This window comes from Agromyces flavus, assembly GCF_900104685.1.
GTDB lineage: Bacteria > Actinomycetota > Actinomycetes > Actinomycetales > Microbacteriaceae > Agromyces > Agromyces flavus.
This window is the reverse complement of record NZ_LT629755.1, coordinates 1,300,272-1,324,830: the sequence shown is the minus strand read 5'-3', so window position 1 is coordinate 1,324,830 and position 24,559 is coordinate 1,300,272. Positions and strand designations below refer to the sequence as shown.

Annotated in this window: 25 protein-coding genes and 1 tRNA gene; 13 read left to right on the top strand and 13 right to left on the bottom strand. The window is 70.6% G+C overall.

Annotated features, from left to right (window positions below; all coding sequences use genetic code 11):
* Positions 1-8: 8 nt before the first annotated feature.
* Entirely contained in the window at positions 9-575 is a 567-nt protein-coding gene (gene def, locus BLT99_RS06260) for a peptide deformylase (RefSeq protein ID WP_092670225.1), read from the bottom strand.
* A gap of 41 nt (positions 576-616) precedes the next feature.
* On the opposite strand from def, the gene BLT99_RS06255 reads away from it, so the two are divergent.
* From BLT99_RS06255 to BLT99_RS06225, 7 genes are all read left to right on the top strand, one after another.
* Complete coding sequence (locus tag BLT99_RS06255; RefSeq protein WP_092675718.1) at positions 617-1,534, top strand: DMT family transporter; 918 nt, start codon at positions 617-619, stop codon at positions 1,532-1,534.
* A 159-nt stretch (positions 1,535-1,693) separates the two neighbouring features.
* The gene (locus BLT99_RS06250; protein ID WP_229724821.1) at positions 1,694-2,929 is read left to right on the top strand and encodes a glycosyltransferase; all 1,236 of its coding nucleotides are present in this window, start codon (positions 1,694-1,696) and stop codon (positions 2,927-2,929) included.
* 10 nt (positions 2,930-2,939) lie between these two features.
* Positions 2,940-3,013 (top strand) — tRNA-Ile (locus BLT99_RS06245).
* Between the two features lie 132 nt (positions 3,014-3,145).
* Positions 3,146-4,006, top strand: coding sequence for an NmrA/HSCARG family protein (locus tag BLT99_RS06240; protein WP_092670223.1), 861 nt, complete (start codon positions 3,146-3,148; stop codon positions 4,004-4,006).
* Positions 4,007-4,252: 246 nt separating this feature from the next.
* Positions 4,253-5,077: a hypothetical protein gene (locus BLT99_RS06235; RefSeq protein ID WP_092670221.1), complete on the top strand. Its 825-nt coding sequence runs from the start codon at positions 4,253-4,255 to the stop codon at positions 5,075-5,077.
* Positions 5,078-5,128: 51 nt separating this feature from the next.
* The gene (locus BLT99_RS06230; RefSeq protein WP_157674949.1) at positions 5,129-6,298 is read left to right on the top strand and encodes a hypothetical protein; all 1,170 of its coding nucleotides are present in this window, start codon (positions 5,129-5,131) and stop codon (positions 6,296-6,298) included.
* A gap of 3 nt (positions 6,299-6,301) precedes the next feature.
* Entirely contained in the window at positions 6,302-7,273 is a 972-nt protein-coding gene (locus BLT99_RS06225; RefSeq protein WP_092670217.1) for a hypothetical protein, read from the top strand.
* A gap of 17 nt (positions 7,274-7,290) precedes the next feature.
* Here the strand turns inward: BLT99_RS06225 and BLT99_RS06220 are convergent, their stop codons facing one another.
* The gene (locus tag BLT99_RS06220; RefSeq protein ID WP_092670215.1) at positions 7,291-7,881 is read right to left on the bottom strand and encodes a DnaJ family domain-containing protein; all 591 of its coding nucleotides are present in this window, start codon (positions 7,879-7,881) and stop codon (positions 7,291-7,293) included.
* Between the two features lie 109 nt (positions 7,882-7,990).
* Entirely contained in the window at positions 7,991-8,596 is a 606-nt protein-coding gene (locus BLT99_RS06215) for a dihydrofolate reductase family protein (protein WP_092670213.1), read from the bottom strand.
* Between BLT99_RS06215 and BLT99_RS17555 the strand changes: the two genes are divergently transcribed.
* The 3 genes from BLT99_RS17555 (at position 8,574) to BLT99_RS06205 (ending at position 10,068) form a co-directional block, all read left to right on the top strand.
* Positions 8,574-8,810: a hypothetical protein gene (locus BLT99_RS17555; protein ID WP_157674948.1), complete on the top strand. Its 237-nt coding sequence runs from the start codon at positions 8,574-8,576 to the stop codon at positions 8,808-8,810. The two genes, BLT99_RS06215 and BLT99_RS17555, sit on opposite strands and share 23 nt — an antisense overlap.
* Before the next feature lie 127 nt (positions 8,811-8,937).
* Positions 8,938-9,744 carry an alpha/beta fold hydrolase gene (locus tag BLT99_RS06210; RefSeq protein WP_157674947.1) on the top strand — a complete coding sequence of 269 codons (807 nt, stop codon included), beginning with the start codon at positions 8,938-8,940 and terminating at the stop codon, positions 9,742-9,744.
* 54 nt (positions 9,745-9,798) lie between these two features.
* A complete protein-coding gene (locus BLT99_RS06205) occupies positions 9,799-10,068 on the top strand; it encodes a hypothetical protein (protein ID WP_092670209.1) in 270 nt (89 codons plus the stop codon).
* Positions 10,069-10,119: 51 nt separating this feature from the next.
* Here BLT99_RS06205 and BLT99_RS06200 read toward each other — a convergent pair whose 3' ends face one another.
* From BLT99_RS06200 to BLT99_RS06190, 3 genes are all read right to left on the bottom strand, one after another.
* On the bottom strand, positions 10,120-11,592 hold the full coding sequence (locus BLT99_RS06200) for an SPFH domain-containing protein (RefSeq protein ID WP_092670207.1): 1,473 nt from the start codon (positions 11,590-11,592) through the stop codon (positions 10,120-10,122).
* Between the two features lie 40 nt (positions 11,593-11,632).
* Positions 11,633-12,109, bottom strand: coding sequence for a hypothetical protein (locus tag BLT99_RS06195; protein WP_092675714.1), 477 nt, complete (start codon positions 12,107-12,109; stop codon positions 11,633-11,635).
* 136 nt (positions 12,110-12,245) lie between these two features.
* Positions 12,246-13,010 (bottom strand): hypothetical protein, encoded by a 765-nt coding sequence (locus BLT99_RS06190; RefSeq protein WP_092670205.1) that lies wholly within the window; start codon positions 13,008-13,010, stop codon positions 12,246-12,248.
* Positions 13,011-13,089: 79 nt separating this feature from the next.
* Between BLT99_RS06190 and BLT99_RS06185 the strand changes: the two genes are divergently transcribed.
* Positions 13,090-14,853, top strand: coding sequence for a bifunctional 3'-5' exonuclease/DNA polymerase (locus tag BLT99_RS06185; RefSeq protein ID WP_229724820.1), 1,764 nt, complete (start codon positions 13,090-13,092; stop codon positions 14,851-14,853).
* A 3-nt stretch (positions 14,854-14,856) separates the two neighbouring features.
* Here the strand turns inward: BLT99_RS06185 and BLT99_RS06180 are convergent, their stop codons facing one another.
* Positions 14,857-15,432, bottom strand: a complete 576-nt coding sequence (locus BLT99_RS06180; protein ID WP_157674946.1) for a PadR family transcriptional regulator — start codon at positions 15,430-15,432, stop codon at positions 14,857-14,859.
* A 235-nt stretch (positions 15,433-15,667) separates the two neighbouring features.
* Between BLT99_RS06180 and BLT99_RS06175 the strand changes: the two genes are divergently transcribed.
* Positions 15,668-16,147: a DUF3145 domain-containing protein gene (locus BLT99_RS06175; RefSeq protein WP_092675712.1), complete on the top strand. Its 480-nt coding sequence runs from the start codon at positions 15,668-15,670 to the stop codon at positions 16,145-16,147.
* Positions 16,148-16,307: 160 nt separating this feature from the next.
* Here BLT99_RS06175 and BLT99_RS06170 read toward each other — a convergent pair whose 3' ends face one another.
* From BLT99_RS06170 to aceE, 6 genes are all read right to left on the bottom strand, one after another.
* Positions 16,308-17,543 (bottom strand): beta-ketoacyl-[acyl-carrier-protein] synthase family protein, encoded by a 1,236-nt coding sequence (locus BLT99_RS06170; RefSeq protein ID WP_092670199.1) that lies wholly within the window; start codon positions 17,541-17,543, stop codon positions 16,308-16,310.
* A gap of 65 nt (positions 17,544-17,608) precedes the next feature.
* Complete coding sequence (locus BLT99_RS06165; RefSeq protein ID WP_092670197.1) at positions 17,609-17,857, bottom strand: acyl carrier protein; 249 nt, start codon at positions 17,855-17,857, stop codon at positions 17,609-17,611.
* A 72-nt stretch (positions 17,858-17,929) separates the two neighbouring features.
* Positions 17,930-18,934: a beta-ketoacyl-ACP synthase III gene (locus tag BLT99_RS06160; RefSeq protein WP_092670195.1), complete on the bottom strand. Its 1,005-nt coding sequence runs from the start codon at positions 18,932-18,934 to the stop codon at positions 17,930-17,932.
* 28 nt (positions 18,935-18,962) lie between these two features.
* On the bottom strand, positions 18,963-19,886 hold the full coding sequence (locus BLT99_RS06155; RefSeq protein WP_092670193.1) for an ACP S-malonyltransferase: 924 nt from the start codon (positions 19,884-19,886) through the stop codon (positions 18,963-18,965).
* Positions 19,887-19,976: 90 nt separating this feature from the next.
* Positions 19,977-21,191: a PucR family transcriptional regulator gene (locus BLT99_RS06150; protein WP_092670191.1), complete on the bottom strand. Its 1,215-nt coding sequence runs from the start codon at positions 21,189-21,191 to the stop codon at positions 19,977-19,979.
* Between the two features lie 14 nt (positions 21,192-21,205).
* A complete protein-coding gene (gene aceE / locus BLT99_RS06145) occupies positions 21,206-23,932 on the bottom strand; it encodes a pyruvate dehydrogenase (acetyl-transferring), homodimeric type (RefSeq protein ID WP_092670189.1) in 2,727 nt (908 codons plus the stop codon).
* Positions 23,933-24,099: 167 nt separating this feature from the next.
* Here aceE and BLT99_RS06140 point away from each other — a divergent pair, with 167 nt between their 5' ends.
* On the top strand, positions 24,100-24,558 hold the full coding sequence (locus BLT99_RS06140; RefSeq protein ID WP_229724819.1) for a redoxin domain-containing protein: 459 nt from the start codon (positions 24,100-24,102) through the stop codon (positions 24,556-24,558).
* Position 24,559 lies beyond the last annotated feature (1 nt).

The window sequence follows — 24,559 nt, the reverse complement described above, 5'->3', positions numbered from 1 at the left end:
GCCACGGGTCAGCCCTCGAGGTGATCGACTCCCGGCGTCCAGCTCACGCCCGGTCTGCCCCATCCGCGCTTCTTCGTGATCTTCTGCACGATGCGCTGGTCGTGGTCGTCGAGGCGGTCGACGTACAGCACGCCGTCGAGGTGGTCGTACTCGTGCTGGAAGATGCGCGCGAGCCATCCGTCGGCGACGATCTCGTAGGGCTCGCCCTCGAGATCGGTCGCGCGCAGGATGGTGCGCTCGGCGCGGCGCAACGCGAACCGCTCGCCAGGGAACGACAGGCATCCCTCGGACTCGTCGTCCTCATCGGGCATGCCCGGCACCAGGGATGAGATCCACAGCTCGGGGTTGACGGCGACGCCCCGCCATTCGCGCTCGTCCTCGTCGGTCCATCCGTAGGTGAACAACCGCAGCGGGACGCCGACCTGCGGGGCGGCGAGTCCGACGCCGGGGGCGGCATCCATCGTCTCGAACATGTCGCGCACCAGCGCACGGATCTCGTCGTCGATTCGGTCGACCGACGAGGCCGGCGCGTGCAGCACGGGGTCACCCGTGATTCGGATGGGGAGGACGGCCATTCGCCAAGGATATCGACGGGCGAACGGGTAGGGTCGTGGTCGTGGATCCCGACCTCAGTGAACTGACCGAGCTCATTCCGCTCGATCCCACGCAGTTCATCGGGATCCCGCTGGCGCTGATCGGCGCGGTCTTCCTCTCGCTCGGCGCGCAGTTCCAGCACCGTGGCGTCGTGAAGGTCGAGGCCCAGACCGTCGACACGCTCGGCAAGGGACTGAACGGGCGACAGCTCGCGCTCCTGCTCGCCAGGCCGTCCTGGGTGCTCGGCACCCTCATGCTCGGGCTCGCGATCGTGTTCCAGCTCGCGAGCCTCTACTTCGCACCGATCATCGTGGTGCAGCCGCTCGGCGCGCTCGCGCTCGTGATCACGTCGATCCTGAACTCGCGGATCAATCACGTCCAGCTGAACTCCAAGTCGATCACGGCGATCGTCATGTGCGTCGGCGGAGTGTTCCTCTTCGTCGGCGTCGCCGCATTCACGGCCGTCGACCGCCCGGTGACTGCGCGCCAGCTCATCATCATCCTCGTCGTGCTCGCGGTGGTGCTCGCGGTCGCCGCGGTGACGTTCGCGCTGTACCGCCGCCGCATCCGCGCCGTCTTCTACGTCATCATGGCGGGCGTGCTCTACGGATTCGTCGCGACCCTCGCGAAGGTCGTGCTCGGCCGGATCGAGCAGGGCGACTTCGAATGGCTCACCCTGACCTGCGTGCTCGCGCTCCTGCTCGCGACCGCGCTGGGCGCGTACTTCGTGCAGAACGCCTACGCGAGCGGACCGCCCGACCTCGTGATCGCCGGCCTCACGGTCGTCGACCCGATGGTGGCCGTGCTCATCGGCATCATCGTGCTCGGCGAGGCATCGCAGGCGCCGCTCTGGGCGAACATCGTCTTCGCCGTGTCGGGCGCCATCGCCGTCTGGGGCGTGTTCCTCCTGGCGAAGAACCACCCGCAGACGCGGCTCTGATGCGCCCCGACATGCGCATACGAGCATGGCGCCGCCTCATCCTCAGGTCCTGCGGATGACGCTCTCGTAGACTATGTTCGGAGAATCCCGCCCCGAAGGCCTCGCCGCATCCAGCGAGCGCCTGCCACCCGTTCCACGAACAGCGAGGTACCGCACGACGTGTCCGACTCATCGCGAGTGACCGATGACGCCGAGCGTCCGCTCCGCATCCTGATCGGCGCCGACACCTTCGCACCCGACGTCAACGGAGCGGCCCGGTTCGCCGAGCGACTCGCCGCCGGGCTCGCCGAGCGCGGACACGACGTGCATGTCATGGCGCCCGCCGCGAGCCGCAAGCACGGCTCGTGGAAGGAGGTGCACGAGGGTCAGGAGATCACGGCGCACCGCGTGTACAGCTGGCGCTGGTATCCGCACGACTGGCTGCGCTTCGCGCTGCCGTGGCGGATCAAGCAGAACGCGGCCCGCATCCTCGACAAGGTCAAGCCCGACGTGGTGCACTTCCAGTCGCACATCGTCGTGGGACGCGGCCTCTCGGTCGAGGCCGAGAAGCGCGGCATCCGCATCATCGGCACGAACCACTTCATGCCCGAGAACATGCTCGAGTTCTCGCTCATCCCGAAGGCCTGGCAGGACTGGTCGGTCGGTTTGGCCTGGAAGGCGGCTCGCCGCACGTTCGGCCGCGCCGAGGCGGTCACGACGCCGACGCGACGCGCCGCCGACTTCCTTGAGCGCTACACGGGGCTCCGTGGCGTCCACGCCATCTCGTGCGGCATCGACGCGCACAAGTACTTCCCGAACTGGGAGCCCCGCACCGAGAACCGCATCATCTTCGTCGGTCGCGTGACCGGCGAGAAGCAGATCGACGTGCTCCTGCGGGCGGTCACCCTGCTGCCCGCTGAGCTGGACGCCCGGGTCGAGATCGTCGGCGGCGGCGACCAGAAGCGCAACCTCGAGCACCTCGCGGCCGAGCTCGGCATCGCCGACCGGGTGACCTTCACGGGCTACGTCACCGACGAGGAACTGCGCGAGGCCTACCACCGCGCGTCGGTCCTCGCGATGCCGTCGATCGCCGAGCTGCAGAGCATCGTGACGATGGAGTCGATGGCGTCGGCCCTTCCGGTGGTCGCCGCCAACGCGATGGCACTGCCGCACCTCGTGCACGACGGCGAGAACGGCTATCTCTTCGAGCCGGGCAGCGCGGAGGACCTCGCGGCCAAGCTCCGCAAGGTGCTCGAGGCCTCGCCCGAGGACTACCACGCGCTGAAGGAGGGCTCCGTGCGCCTGATCGCGGCGCACGACATCCAGCGCACCATCTCCACGTTCGAGAATCTGTATCGTGGGAAGCCGGTGACCGACCCGGTCACCGACGTCGCGCCGGTCGCCGTTCCCGAGTGACCCGACGCGCGGGGCGGTAGCTCAGCCGGTCAGAGCAGTGGACTCATAATCCATCGGTCACGGGTTCAAGTCCCGTCCGCCCCACCTCGAAATCTCGTCATCGATGGGCCCTCGAGGGTGGGCACGATCGTATGCGCCGCCTTCGCGCCCCAGTCCGGGCCGGTCGTACAATCGGCCCAAGGGCGGTGCTGATCCGGATCCAGGTGGTGATGGCCGATGATGTCCACGGCGGGACCAACGATCGCAGTGGTCGGCGCGACCGGCCGTCAGGGCGGTCAGGTCGTCAGGCACCTGCTTGCAGAAGGATGGCGCGTCCGCGCTCTCAGCCGCAAGCCGGCCGGCAAGAAGAGCTCCGAGCTCAGGGGACTGGGCGCCGATGTCGTGTACGCCGACCTGAAGGATGCGGCATCCCTCGACGCGGCGTTCGCCGACGTCGCCGGCGTCTTCGCGATGCAGCCTCCAGGTGCTGGCTCGGCCGAGATGGAGATCCGCCAGGGCCTCAACGCCGCCAGGGCGGCGGCCCGGACGGGAGTCGCCCACGTCGTGTACGGATCGGCAGGGCCGGGGAACGCCGAGACCGGCATCCAGCAGTGGGACGCCAAGCTCCACGTGGCTCGCGGCATGAATGACCTCGGCGTGCCGCTGACGGTCCTGCGCCCCATGGCGTTCATGGAGCTCATGGTCGATCCGAGCTTCTACCCGCAGAGTTCCACGTGGTACACCATGCCGAAGCTTGCGGGCGTCGACTGCCGGATCCCGTGGCTCAGCGTGCAGGATCTCGGTGCCATCGCAGCGAGGGCATTCGCCGAGCCGGGGAAGTTCATCGGGAAGGATCTTCGGCTTGCCGCAGATGCGAGGTCCCTGCAGGAGTGCCGGCAGACATTCCGCGAGGTCATGGGCAAGAACCCGCCGCGATTCCCCATGCCGCTGTTCCTGTTCCGGAGATTCGTTGGCGACGACATCCTCAACATGTGGCGGTGGCTGCGGGACAATCCCGTTGATCTCGACACCGGGCCAACCTACGAGGTACTGCCCACGGCGATGGACGTGCGCGCCTTCCTTCAGGCCGCGAGCTGAATCGCAAGAATTCGAGCACGGCGTCGTCCAGCTCGGGTCCGACGGATTGCTCGCGCATCAATCGACCTCCATGCGTCCATCAAGACCGGCACGTTCAGGGGGAACCCGGAACCGGGTCAGTATGCGCACGGATGCCGCGCACCGTCGCCGCGCGCATGGTGATCGTGCCGGTCGGTCGCGCTGACTGATCGCACCGCGGAGGTGGTGACCGTGTTCAGCCGGGGCCCGCGAAGAGGGTCCATACTCATGGTGGTGGCGGGCGTGGCGATCGCCCTGGTCCTGACCACGACGGCGTGCGGGCCCTCGTCACCGGGCGCGCCGGCAGGGGGTGGCTCGTCGAGCAGCGGCGGATCGTCCGACGCCGACGCGGGCGGCGGCGGCACGGCCGGCGGCGGCACGGACGGCGGCACAGACGGCGATGGCTCCGGCGGCGGCACCGAGAACGGCGACGCCGGTGGTGGCGCGAATCCGGTGTCCTATAGGTGGGCTCTTCCCACGACGAACACCGGAGTGAGCGGCAACGACGGGCCCGCATACGGCGCGCTGCAGAGAAGCTGCGACGAAGGGCAGGCGTTTCTCGACGACCGCGCGTCGGAGGGCTACGGCTTCCGGAGCCCTCGGAACGTGGTGATGTTCGTCGCCGCCATCGCGGTGTGCCGGGGAGACCTGGACACGGCGAGGATCTATGCCACGCACGCAGTCGCCGAGTACGGACTCGGGGGCCTCTACAACCCGGAGATCCTCCCGCCCTGCGATCCGGCGTTCTGCGACCCCGACAGTGCACCCGAGTGCGAGGTGTACCGATCGGTCATGAGCGTCCTCGACCAGGCGCCGCGAGAGAACTACGACTGCCCGGGTGGAAGCCCACCGGAGGATCGCATCAGTACCGACGCCAACGGCGTCGTATGGATCGACGACCCGGTGACGCTCGACATCGATGAGAGCGACCACGCGGATGTCCCGCCGTCGAGCAGCCCGCCGACGGCCGACCCCCCGGAGGACGGTGAGGGCGGCGCAACCGACGCTCCCGACGCCACCTCGGATGCGCCTCCCGGCGCAGGGGCCGAGTGAAGAAGGGAGTGGACGATGTCCAGAATCGCTCATCCAGGTCGACTCGTCGCCGTGATCGGCGGTCTCACCGGGGCAGCGGTCCTGGTCGCCGCCGTGGTCACCGCCAATCCCGATTGGTGGTCGCAACCCACGCCGACGCACGGATTTGCGGCGCCGGAAGCGGGTACGCCCGAATACCGGTGGACCGTGCCGCCAGCGGTGAACACGGGTGGTGCACCGCCCACGGAGGACGTGGACACCCCGGACCCGGCGGCGCCGTCCCCGATACCCGACGTGCTCGACGACTTCTCGGGGGATGCGTTCGACTCGGCTCCGCCCGTCGTGATCGTGGCGGTCCCCGGCGCGCCCGGAACCGATCGCCCGGATCGGACCACCGAGCCTCCGTCCGAGCGCGAATACCGCTGGGTGCTCGTGTCGGAGAACCCGAACGTCGCCTCCGGGTTCACCACCACGTTCGGCATCCTGCTCGAGTGCGAGGGTGACGGTGGATCGGTGCGGTCCATCATCGAGCGCGACCTCGACGATCACTTCACGATCACGCTCTATTACAGCCCTCGTGAGGTGGTCTACCTTGCGGCCGGCTCGTACCTCTGCGGAACTCCCACCGATGTCGAGCTCGCTCGATCCCTCGCCGACCGGGCGGATGCCGCGTGGGGCACCTCGGGGCTGACGGCGACCCATCCGGGAGTGTGCGCCCTGTACCGCGCTGTGCGGAGCGTGGTCGATCGGCAGGATCAGGCGACCTATACGTGCCCGGACGGACCGCCACCGCCCTTCCCCGACGAGGGCACCTACACTGCTGACTTGGAGAGCCTCTTCACTGCTTCCGAGGCGGCGGCTCCCGCACTCAGCGATTCGGCACTGGAAGCGGATGCCGAGGGAGTCCCAGCGGGAGATCGGACGACGACCGGTGACCCTGTGATCGTCCCCGAGGCGACCGTGGACGAGACCGAACTCTCTGCGGATGCGCCGGCAGCGGAATCCCGGGCGCCTGCGGTTGTGGAGCCACTCGAGACCGAGGCCGACGTCGAGGCTTCGTCAACGGCTGAACCACCCCCGCCTCAGGACGTCACGCAGGACGATCCGGCTGATCCAGCATCGACGGAGGACGCAGGAATCGAGCCCGTCGTCGCTGAGCCGGATGCCGCGGCGGAGGCCCCGGCACCGACGGAGACTCCAACGGAGCCAGCCGTCGAGCCCGCGCGCGAACCCGAGGCATGAGCGATGTCCATCTCCAGCCATTCAACGGCACCGGCGCCCGCATCCGAGTCGGCCGAGGAAGCCGCCGAGACCCGAAGCGGCCTCGTGCGGACGCTCACGACGATCCTCCTCAACGTCAGCGTCCTCACGGCGCTGCTGGTCTACTTCGGGTGGGTGCGCAGCGATCGGATGGCCGCGGAGCTCGGAATCGACGAGTCGATCCTGCAGATGTCCGTCGAGGACTACCTGCTGCGGAGCGTCCGGTCCGTCTTCGTGCCGGTCCTCTTCGTGGGCCTCGCGGCCCTCGCGTGGGTCGGGTTCGACCGCTGGTGGACGGGTCGGCGCGCACGCGACGTCCATGACCCGATCGCGACGTGGTTCGCTCGTTGGATGTGGGCGATCGCGCTCGGCGTGATCGTCGGAGGGCTCCTGCTCGGGTACATCGGACTCGCGTGGACCTTCATCGCCGGACCGCTCATCGCCGCCGGCGGCCTGCTGCTCATCGCGTACGGCTTCCGGCTTCGCGCGTCGTTGCCCGGCGCGGTCGCAGTGTCGTCGACGACGGAGGCGGTGTTCCGCGGCGCGACTGCGCTGCTCGTCGCTGTCGGGGTGTTCTACTCAGCGCACAACTACGCGATCGTCGAGGGGACCAGCCTCGCGGCAGATTACGAACGCGTTGTCGCCACACTCCCGGGCGTCGAAGTGGACAGCGCGCACCCGCTCGACCTCACCGCTCCCGGAGTGGTGGCCCTCTGCAGGTCCGAGGGGGAGGACACGCGCTACCGCTACACGGGCCTCCGGCTGCTGGACCGCACCGGCGGGAACTACTGGCTGGTGTCGGACGGATGGACCCGTGAGTACGGCGCGGTCATGGCACTGCCGACGAACGGCGACGGGACACGATTCACGTTCGTCCGCGACATGGATGGGCAGCGGGACTCGGGTACGTTCGCACCCTGCGACAGCGGGACCCCGGCGACCGGGTCGGTCGAGTAGCGCGGTGGAGACGGCCCTCAGGCGCGACGCCTCCACCACCGCGTGCGTGACGTCCGCTGCTCGAGCGGTTCGCGCTCCTCGACCGCCCGACGCTGTCGGGCTTCGCGCCGCTCGTGCCACGCACGGATCTCATCGGCGACATCCCGAGTAGGGGTCACGACCGGCGGCCCGCCGAGCAGCTGTCGACGCGCATCGATCACCCGCCGGTTGAAGTCCTCGACGGCCTCGCGCACGTCGGCTTCGCGGTGCATCCGATCGAGATGCCCCTCGAGCTCGGCGCTCTCGGCGCGCAGGGTGAGCGCGGGCGGACCCAGGCCGCTGAGCTGCTCGCGCTCGATCTTGCGACGGATCCACCAGTCGGGGTCGTGCCGTCCGGTCAACCCGGCAAGGGGCTTCCCCGCGCCGGGGAGGTTGTCGAACTCGCCGCGACGGATGGCCTGCTGGATCGCGTTCTCGACGTAGGCCGACCGCTCAGCCTGCGTGGACGGTCGAGTCGGCTCGGAGTCCATGTCGGGGACGTCGGGCTCTTCGCCGCGCGCGATCGCCTCGTCGCGGGCCACGCGATCGAGCCGGTACTGCCACGCGGCGCGGCGGGAATCCTCGCTCATCCTCGACCCCCTCGCGGCGTCAGATCTCCCGATTCCACGATACGGCCCCGCACACGGCCGGGCTCGGGTCTTCCTCAGGCGCGAACTCGGCCGTGGATGCCGCGGATCCTCAGCTCACCCGTCGGTAGCGGATGTGCGTCGCGAGCGAGGAATGCATCACCTCGACGGGCTCGAATCCGAAGGATTCGACGCCGTCGAAGATCCGCTCGCCGGAGCCCAGCAGGACGGGCGCGATGTCGAGCGTGAGCTCGTCGACCACGCCGGCGACGAGCGCCTGCCGAACGGTGGAGGCGCCGCCGGCGATGTCGACGCCGCGGTCGCCGGCTGCATCCCGTGCCCTCGCGTACGCGGCGTCGAAGCCATCGGTGACGAAGTGGAAGGTGGTCCCGCCCTCCATCTCGATCGGCTCGCGGGGGTGGTGGGTGAGCACGAACACCGGCGCATGGTACGGCGGCTCGGGACCCCACCACCCGCGCCAGTCGTCGTCCCACTCGCCCCGGACGGGCCCGAACATGTTGCGGCCCATGACGTAGGCGCCGCGCGGACGCATGAGCCATCCAGCAGCGATCCCGTCGGCCTCGTTGGCGCGCTCATCGCCGAGGTGCCAGGTGTGGAGTTCCATGCCGCGCTTTCCGAGCGGGTCGTCGCGACTCTGGTCGGGCCCGGCGACGAACCCGTCGAGCGAGATCGACATGTGGCAGGTGGTGTCGGGCATCCGCGACCTCTCCCGGCTCGGCATCGATGGCGTATCGATCCGCAATCTACACTCGTCCAGTCCCGTAGCGAAGGAGCTCGACGGCGGCGCGATCGGCTTCGATCTTCGAAAAGGAGCCCATCATCCGTCGGCATGCGGGATCATGGGGCTGATGAGTGGCGGGGGCCGCTCGAAGGTCGACCGCGTTGGGGAGTGCCATGGTCGCGAGAACTGAACCGACGAGCCGACGGGCCGCGTGGTTCGTCGGCGCACTTGCGCTCCTCGCTGCGATCGGTGCGGTGGCAGCGGTCAGGCGTCGGAGTGATCGCTCGCGGGTCGACGTGTCGACACCTCGGATCGGAGTGGCCGCGAACGGGATGACGTACGCGGCGATGGGTGAGGGGTCGCAATCGATCCTCTTCATCCCCGGCGGACCCGGCAGTGAGATCCCCGTCGGCGCACTTGCCCGCAAGGGCGTCCTGGCGCAGCTCGAGCCGTACGCGAAGGCGGGATACACCGCGTGGCATGTCTGCCGGCGTCGCGACATGCCCGTCGGTCACTCGGTCGCCGACATGGCCGACGACTACGCGCGGTTCATCAGGGAGGAACTCGGCGGTCACGTCGACGTCGTCGTCGGCGAGTCGTACGGCGGGATGATCGCGATCCACCTCGCCGCCGACCATGCCGCCATGATGGACCGCGTGGTCCTCGCCCTCGCGGCCGCGACCATCACGGATGAGGGACGGGACCTCGACCGGCGGTGGGCGCACGCGCGGGCAGACGGACGGTTCGCCGACGCGGGTGCCATCTCACTCGAGTACGTCCTGCACGGCGAGGAGAGGGCGGGACTTCGACGACAGCTCGGTCCGCTCGTCGGCCGGATGTTCGCGAGTTCCTCCATCCCGCCCGGGGACCTGCGCGTGGAGGCGGAGGCGGAGGCAGCCTTCGACGCTCGCGCGGTGCTCGGACGCATCACGGTGCCCGTGCTGCTCGTCTGCGGCGACCGCGATCAGTTCTTCTCTCCCGACATCGTCAGGGAGACTGCGGCCGGTATCGCAGACTGCACCGTGGTCTGGTACGAGGGCATGGGGCACATGCGCGCGGCGATGAGCGGTCGGATCCCTCGCGACGTCCTCGCCTGGCTCCAGCGGGCGCCGGCGTTACAGTGATCGCGTGACCGCCGAGACCGAACGCCCCGTCCGTCGGATGACTCGGGGTGGACGGTGGCGTACGTTGACCTCGACCTCGACGTGGTGGAACGCGAGGGTGAGGCTCCGTTCATCGACGACGAGGACGAGTTCGACGAGAACAGCGCACGGTTCGGCTACCCGCCCGCGCTCGTGGCCCGTGTGCGTGCGGACGCGACCGCCGTGCTCGGGGCGGTGACCCGACGGGAGCCCCCATTCGACGGGACGACGTCGGCCGGATGGCTCGCGAGGATGCGAGGGCTCGCGGGCGGCGGGGACACGGGCGGCGACGGCTCCACGCGGTAGCCGGCGCGGAGTGACCGGGCGTCGGCACCGGCCACTCCGCGTCGACCTCGGTCAGTCGGCCTTCGCCGTGACCTGCGCCGCGTCGTGCGCGGCGACGATACGTCCGCCGGCCAGGCCCGCCAGGATCGAGCCGACATCGAGCCCGGTCAGCGACTTGACGACCTCGGTGCCCTCGCCGAGCACCTGCCCGACGGTCTTCGTCATGGCGCTCGCGCCGTCGGTCGAGACGACCGTCAGCGTGTCGATGTTGGCGATCGGCTCGGCGGCCGCGCGCACGATCTCGGGCAGGCGCGAGATGATCTCCTGCGCGAGGGCGGCCTCGCCGTACTTCTTCAGCGCCTCGGCCTTGGCGTCGGTCGCGGCGGCCTCGGCGATGCCCTCGGCCTGGACGGCGGCCGCACGGGCCTCGCCCTCGGCGCGGATGCCCGCCGCGAGGGCGACCTGGCGGTCGCGCTCGGCCTCGCCCGCGAAGCGCACGCTCGTCGCGGCGGCCTCCGCGTCCTGGACCGCGGCGACCTTGTTCGCCTCGGCGATCTTGGTGCGCTTGTAGGCGTCGGCCTCGGTCGCGGCGTTCGCGGCATCGCGCTGTGCGGTGGCCTTCTGGACCTCGGCGTACGCCTGGGCCTCGGCCGGCTTGCGGATCTCGATGTCGAGCCGCTCCTGGGTGACCAGCGCCTGCTCGGAGAGCGCGTCGCGCTCCTGCACGGCGACGAGCTTGTCCTGCTCGGCCTTCGCGAGCAGGCCAGCGGCCTCGGCCTCGGCGTTCGCGCGATCGGTCTCGGCCTTGATCCCGGCCTGCTTGAGGCTCAACGCCTTCTGGCGCTCGGCGACCTGCTCAGCCGCCTCGATTCGCGCGAACTCGCTGACCCGGGCCGCCTCGGCTTCGCTGACCTCGGCGACCTGGCGGGCACGCGCGGCCTCGGCCCGGCCCAGGTTGGCGAGGTAGTCGCTTCCGGGCGTGGAGATGTCGCTGATGTTCAGCAGGTCGACCTGCAATCCCTGCTCGGCGAGGTCGGTCTTCGTCTCGGCGACGACGCGGTCGGAGAGCGACTTGCGGTCGGAGATGATCTGCTCGATCGTCATGTCGCCCACGATGGAGCGCAGCGATCCCTCGAGCGACTCCTTGATGATCTCGGTCAGGAGGTCCTGCTGCGAGAGGAAGCGCTGCGCGGCGCGACGGACACCCTCCTCGGTGCCGCTGACCTTGAAGTTGATCGACGCCTTGATCGCGATCTTGATGCGGTGCTTGTCGACGCCCTCGACCGTGATGCCGATCTGACGCTGCTCCAGCGAGATCGAGAAGCCCTGCTGCAGGACCGGCCACACGAACGTGCGACCGCCGATGACGACGCGCTGGCCGGTCCCGATCTCGGCCGGCGCGCGTCCGGCGCCCCGGCCGACGATGACGAGCGCCTCGTTGGGCGGCACGCGGCGGATTCGGCCGGCGATGAAGCCGAGCACTCCGAGGAATGCGATGGCGATCGCGACGATCGCACCGATCTGGATGAGGGCGGGGTCGAGCATGGGTTCCTTCCGGTTCGAGGAGAGATGGGATGGCTGGGGGTCAGGCGTGCTCGGCGATGACCTTCACGCGCGAGCACGAGTGCTCGATCACGCGCACGCGGGATCCCTCGGCGATCGCGGTGTCGGCGTACGCGAGTCGTCGTTCGAGCTCGCCGGGACCGTCGAGGCTCACCTCGCCCCCCGACGCGGTGATCGTGGCGGTCGCCACCCCGGACAGACCCACCGCCGAGGCCGGCACCCCGTCGGAGCTGCGCGCCAGCGAGCGGACGAAGACGACCGAGGCGACGTACCCCGCAACGGCGAGGAGCGCAGCGAGCACGTACGCCCAAGCGAGTTCGAGCCCCGCGCTGACGGTGAGCGCACCGGCGGCGCCGAACACGGTCAGCCCGACGCCGAGGGCCGTTCCGGAGATGAGGCCGTCGCCGAGCTCGAAGTGGTCGAGCACGTCGCCGATGACGAGCGAGACGACGAGCAGCACAAGGCCGAGGCCTCCGACGACGAGGAAGGGGATGAGCACGGAGCGGCCTCTCTGCACGACGATGTCCCCGCCTCGGGTGACGGGGACCTCGCTCACCATACCGGCGCGACGATCCGCGGCACCAGAGGAACGAGGCCCATCCGGAGGGATTCCTGCGCGAAATGGATGCGACCGATCAGGGGATCGCGGGGGAATGGACCCGCAGGCGGTCGACCGCGTCAGCTCCGCGGATCTCGGTCATGAGCCGGACGATCTCGTCGACGACGTCGGCGGTGAGCGCTCGGCACACGATGCTGTACGGGCCGAGCGCCCCGAGGCCGCCCGCGCGGACGCGGATCACCTCCCACCCGACCTCGCGCAGCGCCTCGTCCTTCTCGACGTCCGAGCCCTCCTTCAATCCTCGGTGGGCGCGCCTCGACCGCCCCGGATCGTCGTACTCGACCGCGATGCGCAGCTCGGCGACCAGGATGTCGGGCCACACCTCCTGACGACCGTAGAAGGTGCGCGCAAGGCGCACGGCATTGGCGCGGTGATGCAGCCGCACGCGCTCGCCGAGCATGACTCGGAGCCGTTGCTCCGTCATCGAGGTGCCGACCCGAAGTCCCGGCTTCATGAACGGCATGCCGGCTTCGCGCGCCGCGGCACCCGGCGCCGAGGCGTTCGCGCGGCACTTGGCGCACCCCGGGCCGGTGAGCACCTCGATGACGGTCGCCCGGAAGCGGTCGTGACCGCGCCGGCACTGCCAGTCGTACTCGGCTCCCACCCTGGTCTCGACGGCCAGGGCGCGGCGCCCGGCGGGAACGACCCGGCCGAGCAGGTCGCCCCGCGTGCGCTGCGTCTCGTCGAGCAGCATGCAGAGCGGGCACCGGCGGCGGATGGCGACCGCCATCGGATCATCGGCGGCGGCTCCGTGGCCGCAGCCGAACTTCACCGCGACCATGTCGACCTCGTGCGCATGGCGACATCGTGCACGATGCCGCCGACATCGCCATGTCGTCGGCCCGGGGGAGAATCGAAGCGTGCGGATCGCGGTCGCGGCCACGCGCGATGGGCGCGCCCTGCTCGTCGACCCCGCCGGCGGCCTCTCGCTCGACGTCGAACGCGAGCGCCTCCCCGACGAGATCGCGCGCCTCGAGGCCGAGCTCCGGCCGCGCTGGGTGTGGCGCGAGACGCGCGAGTGGGCGCCCGAGCTCCTCGACGCCGGCGTGCGCGTGGCGCGGTGCCACGACCTTCGGCTGTGCGGAGCGATCCTGGCCTCGTCGGCGTTCGTCGACGACGCCGGCCGATCGGCCGCGGCACGGCCGGCGTGGTTGCCGCCCGGGCCTGCCGAAGCGCCCGACCTCGCGACGGCCGTCAACCCCGCGCAATCCGGCCATCGCAGCCCGGCGCTCTTCGACCTCGACGTCGACGTCGACCCCGGGGGAGGGCCGAGCAGGGCCGTGGGGTTGCCGACCGCCCGCGAACTGATCGACGAGCACGATCGCCAGCTCGCGCTCGTCGACGGCTCGGATCGGCGCGGGGCGCTGCGACTGCTCATGGCCGCGGAATCCGCCGGTGCCCTCATCGCCGCCGAGTTGCACGCGGCCGGCCTCCCGTGGAATCGGGCAGTCCACGAACGCGTGCTCGAGGAGGCGCTCGGTCCGCGACCCGCACCGGGCCGGAAGCCGGCGCGGATGGAGCAGCTCGCCGATGCGGTCCGGGCCGCGCTCGAGGCCCCGACGTTGAACCTCGACTCCCAGGCCGACCTGCTCCGCGCGCTGCGAGGTGCCGGGATCGGCGCGGAGTCGACCGCGCGATGGGAACTTCGCGAGCACGACCACCCGGCGATCGAGCCGCTCATCGCCTACAAGCGGCTCGCACGCCTGCTCTCCGCGAACGGATGGAGCTGGCTCGACGAGTGGGTCGTCGCGGGCCGATTCCGGGCCGACTGGGTCGCCGGCGGCACCGCGACCGGACGCTGGGCGACGGCCGGGGGCGGAGCGCTGCAGCTGCCCAAGGCGATCCGCCGAGCCGTCTCCGCCGACGACGGCTGGACCCTCGTGGTCGCCGACGCCTCGCAGCTCGAACCGCGTGTGCTCGCGGCGCTCGCGCGTGATCCCGCGATGGCGGCCGCGGGCCGCGGCCGCGACATGTACCGCGCGATCGTCGAGGCCGGGGTCGTGGCGACGCGCGACGAGGCGAAGGTCGCGCTGCTCGGCGCGATGTACGGTGCCACGACCGGCGACAGCGGTCGCCTCGTTCCTCGCCTCGCGCGTGCGTACCCTCGAGCGATGGCCCTCGTCGACCGGGCGGCACGCGACGGTGAGGCGGGGCGCTCGGTCACCACGCTCCTCGGCCGCTCCTCGCCGCTGCCGCCGCCCCGTTGGCACGAACTGCAGGCGCGTGCGACGCAACCCGACGCGACGCAGGTCGACGAGCGACGCGCGCGCGCCGCCGCTCGCGAGTGGGGGCGGTTCACGCGCAACTTCGTCGTGCAGGGCACGGCCGCCGAATGGGCCCTCTGCTGGCTCGCCGGCGTGCGCAACCGGCTCGTCGAACTGGGGGAGCAGCCCGAGCGCGCGACGGCTGCGGACGCCTCGGGATCGGCGTTCGCGCGCATCCCGCACCTCGTCTACTTCCTGCACGACGAGCTGATCGTGCACACGCCGCTGGAGTTCGCGTCGGCGGTGGCCGACGCGGTCGGCGATGCGGCGGCCGAGGCCGGACGGCTGCTCTTCGGCGAGGCGCCGGTCGAGTTCCCGCTCAACCTCGTCACCACGCCGAACTACGGCTCGGCCACCTGAGCCTCACGCCGGTGCGCGCGCCGGGCGCCGGCCCCGCCGGGGTCGCTCGGCGCTGGGAGCGAACGCGAGCGACGCGGCATCCGCTCGGCTCACCTGCTCGAGCCAGGCGAGCGCTGCCGCCGCTCGGGCGGCATCGGCCTCCGCGGCGAGGTCGACGAGTGCGGCTGGGCCGCCGGCGCCCGACGCGACGGCCGGCGTCGCGGCATCGCGGCGCGCGGTCCAACGTGCGAGCTCGCCGGCGAGGACCGGTGTCTCGTCGATCGTGGGCAACGACAGCGCGAGCAGCACGCGGTCGACCGTCTCGTGCCACGGATCGGCGCCCGCGGCATCCGTCCCGTCCAGCCAGCCCGCCGCGGCCTTGCGGCCCGTCGGTGTGAGGCGGTGCAGGGGGAGTCCGTCGTCGGTCGTCCCGGCGGATTCGACGAGGCCCTGGGCGCCGAGGCGATCGAGCGTGGCGTAGGTCTGGCCGACGTTGATCACACGCCGCCCTCCGGTCCGTGCAGCCAGCCCGCCGTGCAGCTGGAACCCGTACGCGGGTCCGTCGAGCAGCAGCACCAGCAGCGCATCGCGTACGGCCACCAGGTCTCCTTCGCCCCCGGGCAAACATTCACCCGGTGAGCAGTTTAGCCACAGGCCTTGTCAGGTGCGGGGATGGGCGGGCATACTCGTCCTGACGACTCGTCGTCGCCAATCGAACATTCGCGCTCACGCCGAGCCCGCAGTTTCCGAGGTCGTAGGGGAAGACGCACCTCACGAGGAAACGGAGCAGGAGATGGCGGAGCAGGTCACGCGGGCCGCACGCGCCGCGCGAGGGATGCTGTTCGTGCATTCATCGCAGCGGGCGCTCTGCCCGCATGTCGAATGGGCGGCCGGTCGTGCGATCGGCACCGCCGTGAACTTCGAGTGGGTCGAGCAGCCCGTGCTGCCGGGCACCATGCGCGCCGAGTTCTCGTGGACGGGCGAGCCGGGCACGGGCGCGCGGATCGCCTCGGCGTTGCGCGGATGGGAGCAGCTCCGCTTCGAGGTGAGCGAGGACCCGGGCCTCGGCTCCGACGGAGCGCGGTGGATGCACACCCCCGAGCTCGGCGTCTTCTACGCGCAGACCGACGCGGCGGGCAACCTCGTCGTGCCCGAGGATCGCATCCGCTACGCGATGGAGATCGCCGCGTTCGATGCCGGAGAGCTGCATCGCGAACTGCGCCTCGCCCTCGGCCAGGCATGGGATGACGAACTCGAACCGTTCCGCCACGCGAGCGACTTCGCCCCCGTCGTCTGGTTGCACCGCGTGGGATGAGACCCGCCGCCCGGTGGCGCGACGCGTTCGTCGGTCGACTCAGGTCCCGGCAGCGCACGACCGTAACCCGTGGCGGCGATGCATCGGGCCCCGGCGCCGTGAGGCGGCCGGGGCCCGATGCCCGTCGGCGAGGCGGATGCCGCGGCATCCGCCGTTCGCGTCAGGCGGAGCGGAACGCGGCGACGGCGTTGTGCCCGCCGAAGCCGAACGAGTTGCTGATCGCGACGAGGTCGCCCTCGCCGAGCACCCGCGGCGACGTCACGACGTCGAGCGGGATCTCGGGGTCCTGCTCGGTGAGGTTGATCGTCGGGGGAGCCGTGCGCTCGTGGAGCGCCAGCACGGTGAAGATCGCCTCGATCGCGCCGGCCCCGCCCAGGAGGTGCCCGGTCGACGCCTTCGTCGCGGTGATCGCGATCCGGTCGAGGTCTTCGCCGAAGACGCGTCGCAGCGCGTTGTACTCGGCGATGTCGCCGACCGGCGTGCTCGTGGCGTGCGCGTTGACGTGCACCACGTCGGACAGGCTCGCACCGGCGCCCTCGATGGCCGCCTTCATCGCGCGAGCCGCAGCGGACCCCTCGGGGTCGGGTGCCGTGATGTGGTACGCGTCGCTGGTGATCGCGCCGCCCAACAGCTCGGCGTAGATGCGCGCACCGCGGGCCTTCGCGTGCTCCTCGGTCTCGAGGACGAGCGCGGCGCCGCCCTCGCCCATGACGAAGCCGTCGCGGCCCACGTCGTAGGGTCGGGACGCGACCGCCGGGTCGTCGTTGCGCTTGGACAGCGCCTGCATCGAGTTGAACGAGGCGATGGTGATGGGGTGGATGGCCGACTCCGAGCCGCCCGCGATGACGACGTCGGCGACGCCGTCCTGCAGGTGCTCCCACGCGTTGACGAGCGACTCGGTGCTCGAGGCGCACGCGGACACCACCGTGCGGATGCCCGCGCGAGCGTGGAGGTCCATGCCGACCGCGGCGCCCGGGCCGTTCGGCATGAGCATCGGCACTGTCATGGGCAGCACTCGGCGCGGACCCCGGTCGCGGAGCGTGTCCCACGCGTCGAGCAGCGTCCACACGCCACCGATGCCCGTCGCCCAGTCGATGGCGAGTCGCTCGGGGGCGACCTCGGGGGCGCCGGCATCGGCCCAGGCCTCGCGGCCGGCGATGAGCGCGAACTGGCTCGACGGGTCGAGGCGCTTCACCTCGTGGCGCTCGAGCACCTCGGCGGCGGGAACCTTCGCCGTGGCGGCGAAGGTCACCGGCAGCTCGTACTTCTGCACCCACTCGTGCTCGAGTGTGCGCGCGCCGGACTCGCCGGCGAGCAGGGCCTTCCAACTGTCACGAGCGGTGCCGCCGATGGGCGTGGTGGCGCCGATGCCCGTGATCACGATCTTCTTGGTCATACGAAATCACTCCGTGGGGGCGGAACGACGGACGGGTCGGCTCGCGCCGACCCGTCCGTTCGTACCTAGGCCTGGGCGTTGACGATGAAGTCGACGGCGTCGCCGACGGTCTTGAGGTTCTTGACCTCCTCGTCGGGGATCTTGACGTCGAACTTCTCCTCGGCGTTGACGACGATCGTCATCATCGAGATGGAGTCGATGTCGAGGTCATCGGTGAACGACTTGTCCGCCTCGACCGTGTCGGTCGCGATGCCGGTCTCGTCGTTGATCAGCTCAGCCAGGCCGGCAAGCACTTCGTCGCGGGACAATGCCATGGTTCTTCTCCTTGCAGGGGGTGTTCTCGTCGTATGACCGAGACACAGTCTAGATGGACGGGGAACGGCGGCTCAGGGCAGAACCACCACTTGAGCGCCGAACACGAGTCCGGCGCCGAAGCCGATCTGGAGGGCGAGCCCTCCGGAGAGCTCGGGGTGCTCCTCCAGCAGTCGGTGCATCGCGAGCGGGATGGAGGCCGCCGAGGTGTTGCCGGTCGTCGCGATGTCGCGACCGATGACGACCGAGTCGGGCAGCTTCAGCTGCTTGGCGAACTCGTCGATGATGCGCATGTTCGCCTGGTGCGGGATGAACGCGGCGAGGTCGTCGGAGGTGATGCCCGCGGCATCCAGCGCCTGCTTGGCGACCTTGGCCATGTCCCACACGGCCCAGCGGAAGACCGTCTGGCCCTCTTGACGGAGCGTGGGCCACTCCGACGCGCCGTCGCGGAACTCGGTGAGCGTGTGGTTCATGCCCACCGCACCGGCCTTCGAGCCGTCGGAGCCCCAGACGGTGGCGCCGATGCCGGCCTCGTCGCTCGGACCGACGACGACCGCGCCGGCGCCGTCGCCGAGCAGGAACGAGATGGTGCGGTCGGTCGGGTCGACGACGTCGGAGAGCTTCTCGGCGCCGATCACGAGCGCGTAGTGCGCGGCGCCGGCGCGGATCAGCGCGTCGGCCTGGGCGACGGCGTACGCGTAGCCGGCGCACGCGGCGTTCATGTCGTAGGCGGCGGCGGGGTTCGCACCGACCCGGTCGGCGACGACTGCAGCGATCGACGGCGTCTGCTGCACGTTCGAGATGGTGGCGACGATGACCAGGTCGATCCGGTCGGCGGGGATGCCGGAACGTTCGACGGCCTCGCGCCCGGCCTCGGTGGCGAGGTCGACCGCGAGCACGTCGGCTCCCGCGCGGGCGCGCGTGATGATGCCCGTGCGCTGGCGGATCCACTCGTCGGACGAGTCGATCGGTCCGACCAAGTCGTCGTTCGGGACGAGGTTCTCGCCACGCGACGCCCCCACCGAGAGGAGGCGGGTGAAGGCGGGTCCGTGCGACTGCGTGAGGGTGGGATGCGTCATTCGTTCTCTCGTCCGGAGTCGGGGTGGGCTACGCGGCGGCCTGCTCGAGGAGCTCGATCGCGGCGGGCAGGTCGTCGGGCGTCTTGACGGCGACGGTCGGCACGCCCTTGAGGGCGCGCTTGGCGAGCCCGACCAGTGCGCCGGCCGGCGCGAGCTCGATGAGTCCGGTGACGCCGTCGGCGGCGAACGACTCCATGCAGCGGTCCCAGCGGACGGGCGAGGCGACCTGGCCGACGAGGAGATCGACGAACTCGGCGCCCGAGGCGACCTTCGACCCGTCGCGGTTGGTCCACAGCGTGACACCCGGGTCGGACACGGACAGGGACGATGCGACTTCGGCGAGGCGCTCGCGCGCGGGCTGCATGTACCGCGTGTGGAATGCGCCGGCGACCTGGAGCGGGATGACGCGGGCACCGGCCGGCGGCTCGGCCCTGAGCTGCTCGAGGGCCTCGACCGCGCCGGCGACGACGACCTGTCCGCCGCCGTTGAAGTTCGCCGGCTCGAGCCCGAGCACGTCGAGCCGTCCGAGCAGGTCGGCCTCGTCGGCGCCGATGACGGCGCTCATGCCCGTCGGAACGAGGGCGGCGGCATCGGCCATCGCCCGGCCGCGGGCCGCGACGAAGCGCATCGCGTCGGCGTCGTCAAGGACGCCGGTGGCCGCGGCCGCGGTGATCTCGCCGACCGAGTGGCCCGCGATCCCGCCGATGGCGGAGCCGTGCGAGCCTGCCGTGAGCGCGTCGAACGCGAGGATGCCGGCCGCGACGATGAGCGGCTGGGCGACGGCGGTGTCGCGGATCGTGTCGGCGTCGCTCTCGGTGCCGTGCGTGGCGAGGTCGATGCCGGCGGCTTCGGAGAGCCCCGCGAGGCGGTCGGCGAACGACGGCTCGGCGAGCCACGGAGCGAGGAAACCGGGGGTCTGGGAGCCCTGTCCAGGGCAGACGACGACGATCACCGCTCCAGTCTGCCAATCACGAGGTGGCCATGTGTGTGCACTCGCGACAAGGTATCGGACGAGTCGTTGTCTCCGCGATACATACGTGACTCAGCCCGCGGGTCGACGCCGAGGCGTGGCCTCGTGATCGCTCATCGAGCCGATGATCAGCGCGGACTGCAGGATGAGCGCCTCGCGGGCTCCCGTGGCATCCCACCCGATCACGTCGGAGACGCGCTTGAGCCGGTACCGCACCGTGTTCGGGTGCACGAACAGCTCGCGCGCGGTCGCCTCGAGCGACCGGCCGTTGTCGAGGTAGCTCCAGAGCGTGGTCAGGAGCTCGGTCGAGTGGGCCTGCAGCGGACGGTAGATGCGGTGCACCAGCGTGGCGCGTGCGAGCGGGTCGCCCGCGAGCGCCCGCTCGGGGAGGAGGTCGTCGGCGTGCACCGGGCGCGGCGCGTGACGCCAGGATCGTGCCACCGCGAACCCGGCCAGCGCCGCCTTCGCGCTCTTGCCCGCGTCGACGAGGTTCGCGACCTCGTGCCCGAGCACGAGGTGGCCGGGCCCGAAGTGCGGCTCGAGCTGGGTCGCGATCTCCATGAACGTGAGCGCGGGCGCCGTGCCGACCGCGTCCTCGGAGTCGGGGGCGCGCGGGTCGGCGCGGCCGATCACCACGACGAGGCGGTTGCCCTGCACACCGACGAGGACGTCGGCCTGCATGTGCCGTGCGGCGCGACGGACCTGGTCGACGTCGAAGAGCTTCGGTGCCGTGCCCACGAGCACCGCGACCTCGCCGTGGCCGTGCCATCCGAGGGCGGCGATGCGGCTCGGCAGCTCGTCGTCGTACTCGCCCGAGAGGATCGAGTCGACGACGAGCGCCTCGAGGCGCGCGTCCCAGAGGCCGCGCGCCTCGGCCGCACGAGCGTAGACGTCGGCGGCCGCGAAGGCGATCTCGCGCGAGTAGAGCAGGATCGCCTCGCGCAGCGGCTCGCCGCCGTCCTTCACCCGCTCCTCGACGACCTCGACGGTGACGCGGATGAGCTGCAGGGTCTGCTGCAGGCTCACCGACCGCAGGAGCTCGCGCGGCGCGGCTCCGAACACGTCGGCGGCGATCCATGGCGTCGAGCGCGGGTCGTCGAACCACGCGATGAACGAGGTGATGCCGGCCTGCGCGACGAGGCCCACCGCAGAGCGCCGGCTCGGCGGCATCTCGCCGTACCAGGGCAGGGTGTCCTCGAGACGCTTCAGCGTCTGCGTGGAGAGCTCACCGGAGATGGTGCGCAGCCATGCGAGGGTCTCCGCCTTGGTCCTGGGCTTCGTTGCCACCGTCTCGACGCCTGCTAGCTCTCGCCGCCGGCGGTGCCGGTCGTGCCCGCGTTGACGTCGTGCAGGCGGTACTTCTCGATCGCCCGGGCCGGAAGGGACCGGTCGACCTCGCCGCGGTCGGCGAGCATCTGCAGCGTCCGGACGACGACCGAGGGACCGTCGATCTTGAACCAGCGGCGTGCGGCCGGGCGGGTGTCGGAGAAGCCGAAGCCGTCGGCGCCGAGCGTGGCGTACTGGCCGGGAACATAGGGACGGATCTGCTCCTGCACCGCGCGCATGTAGTCGGAGACGGCGACGAACGGACCGCGCGCCCCCGAGAGCTTCTGCGTGAGGTACGGCACGCGGCGCTCGGCCTCGGGGTGGAGGAAGTTGTGCTCGTCGGCCGCGAGTCCGTCGCGGTTCAGCTCGGACCAGCTCGTGACCGACCACACGTCGGCCGCGACGCCCCAGTCCTGTCCGAGCAGGTGCTGCGCCTCGATGATCCACGGGACCGCGACACCCGATGCGAGCAGCTGGGCCCGGGGGCCTTCGCCCCAACCCTCGGAGATGCGGTGGATGCCGCGGACGATGCCGTCGACATCGACTTCCTCGGGCTCGGCGGGCTGCACGAGCGGCTCGTTGTAGACCGTGAGGTAGTACATGACGTTCGGGTCGTGGTGGCTGCCGCCGTACATGCGGTCGAGCCCCGAGCGCACGATGTGCCCGATCTCGTAGCCGTACGCCGGGTCGTACGAGACGACCGCGGGGTTCGTCGACGCCAGCAGCGGCGAGTGGCCGTCGGCGTGCTGGAGTCCCTCGCCGGTCAGCGTGGTGCGGCCCGCCGTGGCGCCGATCATGAAACCGCGCGCCATCTGGTCGCCGGCCGCCCAGATCGCGTCGCCCGTGCGCTGGAACCCGAACATCGAGTAGAAGACGTAGATCGGGATGAGCGGCTCGCCCTGCGTCGAGTACGACGTGCCGACGGCGGTGAACGCGGCGAGCGCGCCCGCCTCGTTGATGCCGACGTGCACGATCTGGCCCTGCGGGCTCTCCTTGTAGGCCAGGAGCAGCTCGCGATCGACCGACGTGTAGTGCTGGCCCATCGGGTTGTAGATCTTCGCGTTCGGGAAGAACGCGTCCATGCCGAACGTGCGGGCCTCGTCGGGGATGATCGGCACGATGCGGTTGCCGAAGTCCTTGGCGCGCATCAGGTCCTTGAGCAGCCGGACGAACGCCATCGTCGTGGCGATCTCCTGCGTGCCCGACCCCTTCTTGGCGATCGCGTACGCCGAGTCGTCGGGCAGCGAGATCGCCGTGTGCTTCGTGCGGCGCTCGGGCAGGTAGCCGCCGAGCTCGCGGCGACGCTCGTGCAGGTACTGGATGGCCTCGTCGTTCTCGCCGGGGTGGTAGTACGGCGGGAGGTAGGGGTTCTCCTCGAGCTGCGCGTCGGAGATCGGGATGCGCATCGTGTCCCTGAAGGTCTTCAGGTTGTCGAGCGTCATCTTCTTCATCTGGTGGGTCGCGTTGCGGCCCTCGAAGGCCGGACCGAGGCCGTAGCCCTTGATCGTCTTCGCGATGATGACCGTCGGCTGGCCCTTGTGCTCCATGGCCGCCTTGAACGCCGCGTACACCTTGCGGTAGTCGTGGCCGCCGCGCTTGAGGCCCCACACCTGGTCGTCGGTGAGGTCCTTCACGAGTTCGAGGGCCCGCGGGTCGCGGCCGAAGAAGTTCTCGCGCACGTAGGCGCCCGACTCGGCCTTGTAGGTCTGGTAGTCGCCGTCGGGCGTGACGTTCATCAGGTTGCGGAGCGCACCGTCGTGGTCGCGTGCGAGCAGGTCGTCCCACTCACGGCCCCAGATCACCTTGATGACGTTCCATCCGGCGCCGCGGAAGAAGCTCTCGAGCTCCTGGATGATCTTGCCGTTGCCGCGGACCGGTCCGTCGAGGCGCTGCAGGTTCGCGTTGATCACGAACGTGAGGTTGTCGAGCCCCTCGTTCGCGGCGACCTGGAGCTGTCCGCGGCTTTCGACCTCGTCCATCTCGCCGTCGCCGAGGAATGCCCAGACGTGCTGGTCGGAGGCGTCCTTGATGCCGCGGTTGGTGAGGTACTTGTTGAGCTGCGCCTGGTAGATCGCGTTGATCGGGCCGAGGCCCATCGACACGGTCGGGAACTGCCAGAACTCGGGCATGAGCCGCGGGTGCGGGTACGACGAGAGGCCGTTCGGCGCGTGCGACTTCTCTTGCCGGAAGCCGTCGAGCTGGTCGGTCGAGAGCCGGCCCTCGAGGAACGCGCGTGCGTAGGTGCCGGGGGAGGCGTGCCCCTGCACGAAGATCTGGTCGCCGCCGCCCGGGTGGTCGTGGCCGCGGAAGAAGTGGTTGAAGCCGACCTCGTAGAGCGCGGCCGACGAGGCGTAGGTCGAGATGTGGCCGCCGACGGCGATGCCCGGACGCTGCGAGCGGTGCACGAGCATGGCCGCGTTCCAGCGGATCCATGCGCGGTACCGGCGCTCGATCTCCTCGTCGCCGGGGAACTCGGGCTCGTTCTCGGGCGCGATGGTGTTCAGGTAGTCGGTCGTGGGCACCATCGGCACGCCGAGGTGCAGCTCCTTCGAGCGCTTCAGCAGGCTGAGCATGATCTCGCGCCCGCGCTGGTGGCCCTTCTCGGCGACGAGCGCGTCGAGGGACTCCGCCCACTCGCCGGTCTCCTCCGGATCGGAGTCCATCGCCTCGACCGAGTACGGGTCCTGGTCGTTGACAGTCACACTCGACCTCTCTCTTCAGCAGATCGTGCCTTCGGTTTCCGTGCGTGCGCACGCCGAAACGACCGGGTCACGGTCGGGGGCACCACGCCATCCTAGTGATTCTAAGCCGGGGTATGACCGGGCTAGGCTGGCCGCGCATTCAAGCCCCCGCTCGTGAGGAGGGCCACGTGATCCTGGGCACCGGGGCGATCGCGCCCGAGTTCGACCTTTCCGACCAGTTCGGCGCCCCGCAGCGGCTGGGCGCTCGCCGGGGCATCCGTGGCGTCGTGCTCGTCTTCGTCCCGTTCGCGTTCTCGCGCACCTGCACGGGGGAGTTGCACGATCTCGACGCGCACGCCGACCTGTTCGCGGCATCCGGTGCCGACCTGCTCGTCGCCTCGGTCGACGCCAAGTACGCGCTGCGCGCGTGGGCCGAGTCCGAGGGCGTCGGCCTCACGCTCGTGTCCGATTTCTGGCCGCACGGCGCGGTCGCACGCGCCTACGGCGCCTTCGACGAACGCGCCGGCCACGCGCGACGCGCCACGTTCGCGATCGGCGCCGACGGTGTCATCCGCTCGTCGTTCATGACCGGGCCGGGCGAACCACGCCCTATGGGCGCGTATCGCGAGGCGCTGTCGGCGTTGTGAC

Excerpts from the sequence above, each read along its gene's own strand:
- def (WP_092670225.1), bottom strand. The coding sequence starts at position 575 with ATGGCCGTCCTCCCCATCCGAATCACGGGTGACCCCGTGCTGCACGCG.
- BLT99_RS06240 (WP_092670223.1), top strand. The coding sequence starts at position 3,146 with ATGATGTCCACGGCGGGACCAACGATCGCAGTGGTCGGCGCGACCGGC.
- BLT99_RS06235 (WP_092670221.1), top strand. The coding sequence starts at position 4,253 with ATGGTGGTGGCGGGCGTGGCGATCGCCCTGGTCCTGACCACGACGGCG.
- BLT99_RS06225 (WP_092670217.1), top strand. The coding sequence starts at position 6,302 with ATGTCCATCTCCAGCCATTCAACGGCACCGGCGCCCGCATCCGAGTCG.
- BLT99_RS06220 (WP_092670215.1), bottom strand. The coding sequence starts at position 7,881 with ATGAGCGAGGATTCCCGCCGCGCCGCGTGGCAGTACCGGCTCGATCGC.
- BLT99_RS17555 (WP_157674948.1), top strand. The coding sequence starts at position 8,574 with ATGTGGCAGGTGGTGTCGGGCATCCGCGACCTCTCCCGGCTCGGCATC.
- BLT99_RS06215 (WP_092670213.1), bottom strand. The coding sequence starts at position 8,596 with ATGCCCGACACCACCTGCCACATGTCGATCTCGCTCGACGGGTTCGTC.
- BLT99_RS06200 (WP_092670207.1), bottom strand. The coding sequence starts at position 11,592 with ATGCTCGACCCCGCCCTCATCCAGATCGGTGCGATCGTCGCGATCGCC.
- BLT99_RS06190 (WP_092670205.1), bottom strand. The coding sequence starts at position 13,010 with ATGGTCGCGGTGAAGTTCGGCTGCGGCCACGGAGCCGCCGCCGATGAT.
- BLT99_RS06175 (WP_092675712.1), top strand. The coding sequence starts at position 15,668 with ATGCTGTTCGTGCATTCATCGCAGCGGGCGCTCTGCCCGCATGTCGAA.
- BLT99_RS06170 (WP_092670199.1), bottom strand. The coding sequence starts at position 17,543 with ATGACCAAGAAGATCGTGATCACGGGCATCGGCGCCACCACGCCCATC.
- BLT99_RS06165 (WP_092670197.1), bottom strand. The coding sequence starts at position 17,857 with ATGGCATTGTCCCGCGACGAAGTGCTTGCCGGCCTGGCTGAGCTGATC.
- BLT99_RS06160 (WP_092670195.1), bottom strand. The coding sequence starts at position 18,934 with ATGACGCATCCCACCCTCACGCAGTCGCACGGACCCGCCTTCACCCGC.